This is a genomic window from Acinetobacter sp. 1125_18A, assembly GCF_052824985.1.
Map to the genome: position 1 here is coordinate 16080 of NZ_VTDG01000001.1, position 12006 is coordinate 28085.

Consider the following 12006-nt stretch of genomic DNA (forward strand, 5'->3'; position numbering starts at 1 on the left):
TAGACTTAAACTATTCAAATGCATATTGTTTCATCAAAATAGATGATTTTGATTAAAGTTTAGCTGCTATTTCAGCACCTTCACGAATCGCACGCTTTGCATCAAGCTCACCAGCCAATTTTGCACCACCGATAATATGGTAATTTGCTAAAGTTGACTCACCCTCTTGAGGCATTAAGTCCTTAACGGATTCCTGACCTGCACACACAACAATCGTGTCTACTCGTAACAATTGATCATGACCATTACTTTCAATCCATAACCCTTCATTGGTTACAGACTTATATTGCACACCACGCATCATTCTTACCGCATGTTTTTTCAATTGTGCACGGTGTACCCAGCCCGAGGTTTTACCTAAACCAATACCAAGAGGTGTGGTTTTACGTTGCATCAAATATATTTGACGAATCGGTTGCTCTACTTCAGCAGGAACAAAACCACCTTCAGTCATATAGTTTGGATTTGGGTCTACACCCCATTCGCGTTGCCAATCTGCCAAAGGTTGTGGTTGCGGCTGATGCTCAGGTTTTAACAAATATTCCGATACATCAAAGCCAATACCACCTGCACCGACCACAGCGACTCTGTTGCCAACAGGTGCGCCACGTAATACTTGAGCATAAGACAACACCTGCGGTGCATTACTGCCTTCAATATTTAAACCACGTGGAATCACACCTGTTGCGATCACCACATCATCAAAACCTTCACGTTCTAATTGCTCACGATTTACTTTGGTATTTAGACGTAAATCCACACCAGTTTTTTCAATCTGAACCTTAAAATAACGTATGGTTTCATGAAACTCTTCTTTACCTGGCACAACTTTAGCGAGGTTAAACTGCCCACCGACCTCAGTAGAAGCTTCAAACAAAGTCACTTGATGTCCACGACTTGCCGCAATAGTAGCTGCAGACATTCCCGCAACACCACCGCCAACAACCGCAATTTTCTTTGGTTTTTTTGTTTTAAGATAAACCAGTTCAGTTTCATGCGCTGCTCGTGGGTTCACCAAGCAACTTGCACGCTTATTTTGAAAACTATGATCTAAACAGGCTTGGTTACATGCAATACATGTATTGATTTCATCAACACGGTTGGTTGCGGTTTTACTTACCCAAAAAGCATCTGCCAATAATGGACGCGCCATTTGCACCATATCAGCTTTACCTGCTGCTAAAATTTCCTCAGCAGTATCAGGCATATTAATTCGGTTGGAAGCAATGACAGGTACAGCGACATGCTTTTTCACTTCTGCGGTGTAATCTACAAATGCAGCACGCGGAACAGAGGTTACAATCGTGGGAACACGTGCTTCATGCCAACCAATCCCTGTATTGAGTAAAGTAATACCTGCTTTTTCTAAGGCCTGTGCAACAGTGATTACTTCATCCATAGTATTACCGTCATGGACCAAATCGAGCATCGACAAACGGAAGCAAATAATAAATTTTTCACCAACTTTGGCACGAATCGCTTTTACAATTTCTACAGCCAAACGCATACGGTTTTCAATTGGTCCGCCCCAACGGTCTTCACGTTGGTTAACATGGCGACTTAAAAATTGATTCAGTAAATAGCCTTCTGAACCCATAATCTCTACGCCATCATAGCCGGCTTTTTTTGCCAGACTAGCTGTTTCAGCATAATCTTGAATGGTTTCAAGAATCAGTTTGTCACTCATCTGACGCGGTTTAAACATCGAAATCGGTGATTTGATTGGGCTTGAAGACACAACAAATGGTTGATAACCATAACGCCCTGCATGCAGAATTTGCATCAGAATTTTTGCACCATGCTTATGTACAGCATGTGTGACTAAACGGTGTGGTGCAATATCACCTAAAGTATTCATCGTACCACCGGCTGGCAACAACCAACCTTGGCGGTTTGGGGAAATCCCCCCTGTAATAATTAGCCCAACACCACCTTTGGCACGTTCTCCAAAATATGCAGCAAGTTTTGGGTAGTTATAAAAACGATCTTCTAAACCCGTGTGCATTGAACCCATCACGACACGATTTTTAATGGTCGTAAATCCCAGATGGAGTGGTTTTAAGATATTTGCATAGCTATTTGTCATGATGAATCCTTTAAGTTTGGCTTTGCAACTTGTTGCATACTACTTTATCGAGTTTTAATTTTTTTTTGATGGCAATTTTTGATATTTTCATCGTATATAGTGTCAATTCTATCTGCCTTACCCACAACAAGAAGCAACACATCTTGATATGACTCAAATAAAAGAAAAGTGTTATACAGTTTTATAACAATCATCTGTGTCAATTTTCGTTATTTTGCAATATAACTGCTGAATAAAAGTAAATAAGAAAAGGCATCACGTTATGAGCCACCCGGTATTTTTAACCAGTTCTACCTTTAGCCATATGCCACAAGGTAGTCAAAATCAATGGGCTGAGTTTTTTCAAAGCGCATCTTTTGAACTCGAAGCAAATGCATTCATTCCAATTTTATGGTTTATGCTGTTTAAGCAAGAAAATATTTTCTGGACAAGATATATAGATGATCTTGATATCAATGATGAACGCAATCAAATTGATCTAGAAGAACGCCAAGAGGATTTTGGTGAGAGTCAATATGCTTATTTAGTCATTGATCAACAACAAGCACTTCTCAATTTAGCAGATCGAAAACCCTTATTTATAGAAACTTTTGGTGCAGAGAATAGCTACCATTTTGAAGATTTTAAATCTTTAATCGAACAACATTATCCTGAGTATGTTTTATTGCGCACCAGTGGTTTGCCCTTGGATTTAAATGATGCCCATTTCTTAACCCAATTATTACAACACATTGAAAATTCGGCACAAGATCATTCACAACAAATTTCTTTTATTGAAATGCAACGTATCGAACTTGCACGTTTTGATGATCATCCCTATTTCTTTTATGGTGTGAATCTACATGACCCTATTCACGATTTAAATACTAAAGAAGACCCGTCCACACTAGATCAAATTGCCCCTGCTTCATCTCAACAACCTTTAGCAACTACGGGTTTGGCGATTTGGATTTGTACAGCCATCGTTGCAATCTTAACCATTGCAATTTGGTTTACCACACAATCCGCACTTTATGCTGTTGTTACATTCTTCATCAGTGCTTTTGTACTTGGATTTATTTCCTCCAAATTAGGCGAACAGAAATAAAAAAATAGCCATGCTTTTTTGCATGGCTATTTTCATTAAATAAATCAGTTCGTCATCTAGCACTTTTTTAACAGACTGTTTATCTGATAAATCACAATAAACAAATCAAATTAACACGATTCAATATCATCACTTCCAGTATTTTAATTTACTGGTCTGCCCAATACCGACATTAAAGCTATTGGTCGGATCAAGCTTTTGATAATGATTTTTTAAAGTAGGCTTTGCAATATACAAATGCCCTACATTGTGTTCCGCAGGATATTCTGCACCACGGTTATCCAGCAAATGCCACATTTGATGTTCCATCGCCAAAGGATCTACCCCTTTTTTGACGATATAATCTTGATGAAACACATGACAGAGAAAATGTCCGTAATACAATTTATGGGTAATTAAATCATCCATCTCTTGAGGTAAAGTTTCTACCCATTCACGGTCGTTACGGCGTAAAGCAATATCCAGCGCAACAATATCTTCAACTTCCGAACGATGCGTATCACGATAACGAATTGCTGCACCCGCCACTGCGAAACGATGTAAAAAAGCCTTACGCCCTTCTTCATCCGTACAACGGAAAAAATCTCCTGATGTTTTATGTTCAAAATAATCTTTTAAAAAAAGTTCAACTTGCTCAACATCCTGATTTTCGATACGAATCATCAAATGATGTTCATATAAATCACGAAACTCATTCATCCGTTTTGGCAAATGATTGGGCAACAGTTTAGTCACCATCTGCAACACTTTATCAGACAAACTACGTAAGCCAATTTTTTCGAGATATCCATCCACTTTATCTTTGAGTGCAAATGCAGCAGGCACTTTTGCCGTACCAAATTTTTCGATAAACATAAAGGTATCTTTGCCATATTCAGCACCAATATCATAGGCAACACGATGAATGTATTCACCCGCAATCGGTAATCTTGGCAAATCTTTGAGTAAGAAACGACGGATTTCCGTTAAATCATCATGTGAGTTGGTTCCCACATAAAATACCTGACTTGGAATTTTTTCAAATGTGTCTAAACGTACTGCAAAGACACAGACTTTACCTGCAGAACCTGAAGCTTCAAATAAACGTGATGGATCAGCATTGAATCGTGCAGGTGTATTTTCATCGACCTGTTTAACATCATGCGCATAACGATGGTCAGAAGCACAACAACTCGCATTATTAATAACATCATTGAGTTGATATTTTTTATTTTCGAGTTTTGTTAAAATTTCTTCAGGTGTTTCACCCAAATTCACACCCAAGTGATTAACCAACTCCAACTCACCAGACGCATTAACGCACGCATAAAGTGCAAGTTCAGTATATGCAGGACCGCGGCGGACCAATGCTCCACCTGAGTTATTACATATTCCACCTAAAACCGATGCACCAATACAAGATGATCCAATCACTGAGTGCGGCTCACGATTATAGTGTGCCAACTCTTTTTCAAGACGATCTAAGGTTGCACCAGGTAAGCAAATCACTTGCTGACCTTGGTTAATCACTTGTATACCCGCCAAACGACGTGTACTCATTAAAATAACGGGTCGGTCGTAATCATCACCAAAAGGTGTTGAACCACCCGTGAGGCCAGTATTTGCAGCTTGCATAATCACGATACAGTCCGCATTTACAGCAGCTTGTAGCACTTGCCATTGTTCAAACAAAGTTCCGGGAACCACAACAGCCAGCACTTGCCCTGAGCCATAACGACGCCCCTGACGATATAGGCGGGTAGCGTGATCATGGGTTAAAACGTGTTGCTGACCGACGATGTTGATCAATTGCTGAATGGTGTATTGTGAATCAATATTAGATTGCATTTTCCCTATCCTATTGATGAACCCTTATTCAATCTCATTCAATAAGGCATTCATTCCGACAGCGTTTTTTTCAATATTATTTGTATTGAGGGATCAACGATCAGTTCAAACTACTTTTTTTGATGAAAAGTAGCTTGAACCATGCTCATCCGCAAAACTCGTTAAATCACATCTTTTCATTTGATGCTTTGCAAAAACATCATGTTATAAGGTCGTTCTGCCTCAAAGCACTACAGATGAAATTTGCATGGATGACATTTGTGTTTATCAAATTGAACACTGTCATTTAGCTTGATGACGTATCAAAAATACATCACGCATCCAATGCTTTGTCTAACTTGACTAAACAATCGGCGTTAATGTCTGCAATTGTTTTGGCGCCCGTCAAAGTCATTGCGACACGCATTTCTTTATCAATTAACTCAAGCAGATTAGAAACGCCTGCACCACCTGCTGCCCCTAATGCATAGACAAAAGCACGTCCGAGCATGCAGGTATCTGCACCCAATGCCAGCATACGAACCACGTCCAAACCATTACGAATACCAGAGTCAGCAAGGATTTTAATATCCCCTTTGACGGCATCTGCAATTGGCGGAAGCGCACGCGCAGACGATAAGACACCATCTAACTGACGCCCACCATGGTTTGATACAACAATACCATCGGCACCGAAACGTACTGCATCTTTGGCATCCTCAGGATCAAGGATCCCCTTAATCACCATCGGGCCATCCCAAAATTCACGAATCCACTCAAGGTCTTTCCATGAAATTGACGGGTCAAAGTTATTGCCCAACCAACCGATATAATCTTCAAGTCCAGTCGGCTTTCCTAAGTATTTGGAAATATTGCCTAAATCATGTGGACGACCCAGCAAACCGACATTCCAAGCCCAATGTGGATGGAAACACGACTGCATATAACGACGCATCGCTGCATTTGGACCACTCATACCAGAATGTGCATCACGATAGCGCGCACCTGGTACAGGCATATCAACAGTAAACACCAAAGTTGAGCAGCCTGCAGCTTTAGCTCGCTCTAAAGCATTTTTCATAAAGCCACGATCACGCAGCACATATAACTGAAACCACATTGGACGGTTAATTGCTGGTGCAACTTCCTCAATCGGGCAAACAGATACGGTCGACAAGGTAAAAGGAATGCCCTTTTTATCTGCCGCCACAGCAGCTTGAACCTCACCACGACGTGCATACATCCCTGTTAATCCAACAGGAGACAATGCAACAGGCATAGATAAAGTTTCATCAAACAATTTTGTTTCTAGGCTTAACTGCGACATGTCATTTAAAACACGTTGCCTTAAAGCGATTTTTGATAAATCTTCTACATTTCGTTTTAGTGTATATTCCGCATACGCACCACCATCAATATAATGAAAAAGAAATGGTGGTAAACGACGTCGCGCGGCTTCACGATAGTCATTAGCAGAAGAAATAATCATGCTCATATCCTGTTTAATCGACTCGCACGCTGACGACGGGCTTCTTCCTCATCAATCATACGCACTTGCTGTACTACAAATTCTATATGTCCACAGACCGCATCTCTTGCAGCATCTGGATCATGACGTTCAATTGCATCCATCACTTTAAAATGCTGATCATGCAATTGATCAAATCGATGTGTTTCTGAGTACACTTTGCGTCTACCCAAGAGCACGTTAAACTGCAACAGATCAAAAACGCCCCGCATCATCTGTATCAACACTAAATTGTGCGATGCTTCAGCAATCGCCAAATGAAATTTAGCATCGGCAAGTGAAGCTTGCTCATCATCACCAATCGACTGAAAATATGAAATTTGATCATAATATTCGCGAATCTGAGCCAGATCTTTAGGTGTTGCACGTTGTGCCGCATACCAAGCTGAACCACCTTCAAGGATTGTTCGCGCCTCCTGCACATCAAAACGATATGCAGGGTCTTCATCAATCAAATTACTTAAAGATTCAACAATCTGGTTTTGCGACCAATTCACCGGGAATTGTTGTAAATAGGTCCCCGCCCCGCCTTTACTGATCAGCATTCCGGTACTGGTCAGTTGAGAAATCGCTTCTCTTAAAGAGGAACGGGATACGCCCAGTTGTTCACACAACTTTCGTTCAGCAGGTAAACGTTCTCCGACTTGCATGTTTTTTTCTTCAATTAACATACGAAGGCTTTGTACCACTTTGTCAGAGACTTTCATCTGCTTTCCTCATTCAGTGACGTTTTATGCTCATGGAATCATCCATGGGAACACATAAGCTTGTAGTGTAATAATAATACCGATCATTACAGTAAACGTTATACTGTGTTTAACCGTAAAACGGAACAGATCAGACTCTTTACCTACCAGCCCCACCGCCGCACATGCAATTGCAATCGACTGAGGAGAAATCATTTTCCCAGTGACACCACCACTGGTATTCGCAGCAACCAGTAATACTTCTGGGACACCAATTTGTTGCGCAGTCGTGGCTTGTAATGCCCCGAATAAAGCATTTGCAGAAGTATCCGAACCTGTAAGGAATACACCTAACCATCCTAAGAATGGAGAGAAGAATGTAAATGCTTGCCCCGTATGTGCCAATGCCAAAGCCAAGGTTGCAGACATTCCTGAATAGTTAGCAATAAAAGCAAATGCCAACACCATACCAATCGAATAAATTGGAATTTTTAATTCATTAATGGTTTCACCAAAAGTAACCACTGCTTCTTTTGGCTTCATTTTTAAGAAAATAATAGTAATGATTGCAGCAATAATAATTGCGGTACCCGTCGCTGAGAACCAATCAAATTTATAAATTGCATCATAGTCTTTTACTTCAGCAACAACAGGTGGCATTTTTTGAATCATTTGATGCAAATATGGCACTTTGATAGAAATCACTAAATCATGCAGCGCGCCATCTTTGGTAAATAAATCCTTAAATGGTTTTACACTCCAGATCGTAACCATCACAGTTAAAATCGCAAATGGTGACCACGCTTTGGCAATTTGAGCAAGGCTATATTTCTGCTGTTTCTGTTCAGCAAGATTTTCGCTCATGCTGTCATCTTCATTTGCAAAACGAAAGATATGCTTTGGCTGCCAATATTTTAATAAAATCGTTAATGAAACCAAAGACGCAATTGAAGCAGTAATATCGGGTAATTCTGGACCCACAAAGTTTGAAGTCAAATATTGTGCTAGCGCAAAAGAACCACCACCAACAATCACAGCAGGCCAAGTTTCTTTTACACCACGCCAACCGTCCATAATTGCCATGATCCAGAACAGCACAATTGGAACCATAAATGGCAACTGACGTCCAACCATCTGACTGATTTCCATTGTTTCTACACCAGAAACCTGTCCAGCCACAATAATTGGAATCCCCATTGCACCAAATGCCACAGGTGCTGTATTCACAATCAAACATAGACCAGCCGCATAAAGTGGTTTAAAACCAAGCCCCACCAATAACGCAGCGGTAATCGCAACAGGTGCACCAAAGCCAGCAGCACCTTCCAAGAAAGTACCAAAAGCAAAACCAACAAAAAGCATTTGCAGACGTTGGTCTTCCGTAATCGACAAAATCGAAGAACGAATAATATCGAACTGCCCTGTTTTTACTGAAACTTTATATAGGAATACTGCGCCAATAATGATCCATGCAATTGGCCATAAACCATAAAAGAAACCATAGACCAATGATGCCAATGCCATCATCGTTGGCATTTGATAAGCAAATAATGAAACCAGTAAAGCCAATACAACTGTAATTGTCCCCGCAACACTTCCTTTCATGCGGAATACAGCAAGGGCTAAAAAGAAAAAGATAATTGGTATCAGCGCAATGGCACTGGATACCCATATATTGCCCATCGGATCATAAATCTGTTGCCAATGTTGAAGCATTGTCATCTCCTTGAAATGCTTGCTAGAACGTGGAATGTCATTGGATCATCCATTTATTTCTCAATAATTGGTATGACCAATTTAGCTTTAAATTAAATAATTTTGCACTAACTGCCACTTAATATTAATTTTTGCTGATTTAAAGATCAATAGTTAACACCAAATTAATTATTTGGTATGACCAATATTGCAAATATTTCGACCTATTCACAGACCAATCCTTCAGATTTCAGAGCATTCAAATCGAATAAATCATTTGTTTTATATTGTATTTTTTTAAATTAAACCAATTTTATACAACTTTAGTCGTATGCTATTTTTTAATGCATTTTTTAGTAACACTAATTTAAGTTTATTATCGGGTTTGAAAATACTGAAAAACTCAAATTAGTCAGACCAATTTAAAATAATGACTAAGACATCAGCTAAACAAACAAAGATCAAGTAAAAATAGAAAGTAAAAAAGCAAAATCAATGAACTTTCACTGATTTTGCTTTTACTTTAATTGAAAAATTACATAAAAATTTAATTAACTATAAATTAATTTAACAATGTCCACTCATTGATTTAACGATGCTCACAACTTAACAAGGTTGCAGGTTTTTTCTTGATTTTAAGATTTAAAGAACTTGAAATAATTCCTGAACAAATAAACGCAGCACCGATAATAATGTTGATTGTAATCGGCTCATGCCAAAGCACATAACCAAAAAATAAACTTAGAATAGGAATACACATGATTGAAATAGACGCAACAAAGGTATCTACCTGACTCACAATCCAATTCCACAAGGCAAAGGCAAAACCAGTTCCAATCACAGCAATATAGAACAGGATTGAATCATTCAGCGGATTCATCCAAACTTTAACATCTACAGGTTCAAAAATTAAAGTGCCGATCAGAATCACCACCCCACCCATCAGCAATTGCCAAAAGGTCAATTTGATTTTGTCATAAGTTGCAAAATTCTGTTTGATATAAACTGTGGTTAAAGCCCAGAAGAAGCCTGACAAGATTAAGAAAGCTTGACCAATTAACGATAAATTCAAATGAATATGATGTAATTGTGGCCAAAGAATCGCAATCAAGCCCAATGTGCCAAGAACCAACCCAATCATTTTTTGGCTATTTAAACGCTCATTTAAAATATAATGCGCCAATACACCAATAAAAATAGGCATAGTAAACACTAAAACCGCAGACAATCCCGAATCAACAAATTGCATGGCAAAGGTTTGTGTTGCATAAAAACCAATACAAATCATCAAACTTGAGATCATCAGTTTTTGCCATTCACCTTTTGCGGGTAAAACGGATTTTCTTAACAGTACTTGAACCAACATAAGGGTAAGCGCAGCTAAGATTAAACGCGTAGAAATAAATAAGAATGGCGGAAATATTTGCAAACTATGTTTGACCAATCCCCACAAAGATCCCCAGACGAGACACAATAATACAATTGCACCAATCACTCGAAGATTCATTTGCTGTACTCAACAGATGGAAAGTACATAGAGTATAGAAAATAAATGACATCATGAATAATGCTATGTTTTAATGTATACATCATTTTTTTTGATGCTAAAGTAGATATTTTAGTATCAGCACTTATTCAATGCATTATTGAGGAATTGAAATGAATATCGATATGGGTGATATCAAATCATTTGTGACTGTTGCTGAACTAAAAAGCATTACAGCAGCAGCAAATAAACTCAATTATTTACAATCGAATATGACGGCAAAAATAAAAAAGATTGAAAATCACTATAAACGTCAATTATTCATCCGAAAACCCAAAGGTGTTGAACTGACCGAATCAGGAATGAATTTATATCAGCAATACAAAAAAATGATCTTCACATGGGAAGAAACAGAAAATAAAATCTATCAGCAGGAAAAATATTTACGCTTTGGTACCAACACCAGTTTAGGCGGAATGCGTTTCTACCCGTCTTTTAGCCAACTTTATGAAACCTACCCTGAGCTTTCAATCACCATGAAAACAGGTGCTACAGGCTATATTGAAGATGAAATTTTACGCGGAAACCTAGATATCGCTTATGTTTTAGGTCACCCAAAACAGAAAAATATCCAGTATATTCAAAAGGCAGATGATCAATTGGTGATTATTGGGAAAAATGTCATCAACCATGACAGCCTTGAAGACTGTCTCAATCATCAAAATATTTTACTTGCCTCAGAAGAATGCTGTTATGCAACCACTTTAGATCATATTTATACAGATTATCATTTAACCAAAGGTGAATTAACCCATATTTATGATCATGAAGCCTTAGTCAATTTCACTCAATTGGGTATGGGAATTTCAATGATTGCAAAGTCACTGATTAAAAAATTTAATATTCAATATTATCGAGAAACACCCGAACAATATCGAGATATTGGATTCTATCTGATTGCACGAAGTGAACATGTGTTTACCCCGATTGAAAAGCAGTTTATTGGTTTAAATGATCAGCTATGATCCCAAACGAATCAGATAAATTGGGTTAACCCTATACATCCAATTTATCTTACTTTTAACATAGGTCAATCCGCAGCCTGCCATTTGGCCTTACGCACATTCAGCAAAATCAGCAGCCCTATACAAGTACCTATTGGAAATCCAATCAAGAATAAACATCCAATAATGGTAGACATCAATCTCCCTATTTCACTCCCCTTTTCAACTTCAATAGCGGCTTTATAATGTAAGTATGCCAAACCAAACAACACCGCAAAAGCAAATACTACACCTACAAAACTAGTGGAATTAAACCCCGAAGTTAGTGCACAGAAAATTAATATAAGCAACAAAATACCGTAAAAGCCAAACAAAGTATTATGCGTATAGTAGAGCGTTTTATTTAATTGCATAGGATTAAAAGTTTTTAATAATTAGAAAATTATATCAATTTATTAAATTTCACACCTCGTTAATTTGACTTTTCTTATAAGTTTTTACCTGAGGTGCATAGGTCATTTAAGTAAATTCATTTCACTCTATAAATTGTTATTTTTTTCAATGTTAACCTTCAAATCCAATAAAACATTGATTGAAAAAGTGCTACAATACTGCGTTTATAAAATTC

The 12006-nt window shown here is 38.3% G+C and carries 9 protein-coding genes; 2 read left to right on the forward strand and 7 right to left on the reverse strand.

Going from position 1 to position 12006, the window contains the following annotated elements:
- Positions 1-52: 52 nt before the first annotated feature.
- The gene (locus FY049_RS00115) at positions 53-2086 is read right to left on the reverse strand and encodes an NADPH-dependent 2,4-dienoyl-CoA reductase (protein ID WP_004724886.1); all 2034 of its coding nucleotides are present in this window, start codon (positions 2084-2086) and stop codon (positions 53-55) included.
- 262 nt (positions 2087-2348) lie between these two features.
- Between FY049_RS00115 and FY049_RS00120 the strand changes: the two genes are divergently transcribed.
- Positions 2349-3173, forward strand: coding sequence for a YrzE family protein (locus tag FY049_RS00120; RefSeq protein ID WP_262781145.1), 825 nt, complete (start codon positions 2349-2351; stop codon positions 3171-3173).
- 129 nt (positions 3174-3302) lie between these two features.
- Here FY049_RS00120 and dld read toward each other — a convergent pair whose 3' ends face one another.
- From dld to FY049_RS00145, 5 genes are all read right to left on the reverse strand, one after another.
- Positions 3303-5000 carry a D-lactate dehydrogenase gene (gene dld, locus FY049_RS00125; RefSeq protein ID WP_446082926.1) on the reverse strand — a complete coding sequence of 566 codons (1698 nt, stop codon included), beginning with the start codon at positions 4998-5000 and terminating at the stop codon, positions 3303-3305.
- Positions 5001-5313: 313 nt separating this feature from the next.
- On the reverse strand, positions 5314-6468 hold the full coding sequence (gene lldD / locus FY049_RS00130; protein ID WP_004823052.1) for an FMN-dependent L-lactate dehydrogenase LldD: 1155 nt from the start codon (positions 6466-6468) through the stop codon (positions 5314-5316).
- Positions 6469-6470: 2 nt separating this feature from the next.
- Positions 6471-7214: a transcriptional regulator LldR gene (lldR, locus tag FY049_RS00135; RefSeq protein ID WP_004724896.1), complete on the reverse strand. Its 744-nt coding sequence runs from the start codon at positions 7212-7214 to the stop codon at positions 6471-6473.
- Positions 7215-7244: 30 nt separating this feature from the next.
- Positions 7245-8915, reverse strand: coding sequence for an L-lactate permease (lldP, locus tag FY049_RS00140; protein ID WP_262781142.1), 1671 nt, complete (start codon positions 8913-8915; stop codon positions 7245-7247).
- A gap of 562 nt (positions 8916-9477) precedes the next feature.
- Positions 9478-10395 (reverse strand): DMT family transporter, encoded by a 918-nt coding sequence (locus tag FY049_RS00145; RefSeq protein ID WP_446082927.1) that lies wholly within the window; start codon positions 10393-10395, stop codon positions 9478-9480.
- Between the two features lie 152 nt (positions 10396-10547).
- Between FY049_RS00145 and FY049_RS00150 the strand changes: the two genes are divergently transcribed.
- The gene (locus tag FY049_RS00150; RefSeq protein WP_004724903.1) at positions 10548-11399 is read left to right on the forward strand and encodes a LysR family transcriptional regulator; all 852 of its coding nucleotides are present in this window, start codon (positions 10548-10550) and stop codon (positions 11397-11399) included.
- Between the two features lie 65 nt (positions 11400-11464).
- Here FY049_RS00150 and FY049_RS00155 read toward each other — a convergent pair whose 3' ends face one another.
- Positions 11465-11791 carry a hypothetical protein gene (locus tag FY049_RS00155; RefSeq protein ID WP_244013465.1) on the reverse strand — a complete coding sequence of 109 codons (327 nt, stop codon included), beginning with the start codon at positions 11789-11791 and terminating at the stop codon, positions 11465-11467.
- Positions 11792-12006 lie beyond the last annotated feature (215 nt).

What these genes read in the sequence shown, in the direction of transcription:
- lldR (WP_004724896.1), bottom strand. Translation starts at nt 7,214, where the DNA reads ATGAAAGTCTCTGACAAAGTGGTACAAAGCCTTCGTATGTTAATTGAA.
- dld (WP_446082926.1), bottom strand. Translation starts at nt 5,000, where the DNA reads ATGCAATCTAATATTGATTCACAATACACCATTCAGCAATTGATCAAC.
- FY049_RS00155 (WP_244013465.1), bottom strand. Translation starts at nt 11,791, where the DNA reads ATGCAATTAAATAAAACGCTCTACTATACGCATAATACTTTGTTTGGC.
- FY049_RS00115 (WP_004724886.1), bottom strand. Translation starts at nt 2,086, where the DNA reads ATGACAAATAGCTATGCAAATATCTTAAAACCACTCCATCTGGGATTT.
- FY049_RS00150 (WP_004724903.1), top strand. Translation starts at nt 10,548, where the DNA reads ATGAATATCGATATGGGTGATATCAAATCATTTGTGACTGTTGCTGAA.
- FY049_RS00120 (WP_262781145.1), top strand. Translation starts at nt 2,349, where the DNA reads ATGAGCCACCCGGTATTTTTAACCAGTTCTACCTTTAGCCATATGCCA.
- lldP (WP_262781142.1), bottom strand. Translation starts at nt 8,915, where the DNA reads ATGACAATGCTTCAACATTGGCAACAGATTTATGATCCGATGGGCAAT.
- lldD (WP_004823052.1), bottom strand. Translation starts at nt 6,468, where the DNA reads ATGATTATTTCTTCTGCTAATGACTATCGTGAAGCCGCGCGACGTCGT.
- FY049_RS00145 (WP_446082927.1), bottom strand. Translation starts at nt 10,395, where the DNA reads ATGAATCTTCGAGTGATTGGTGCAATTGTATTATTGTGTCTCGTCTGG.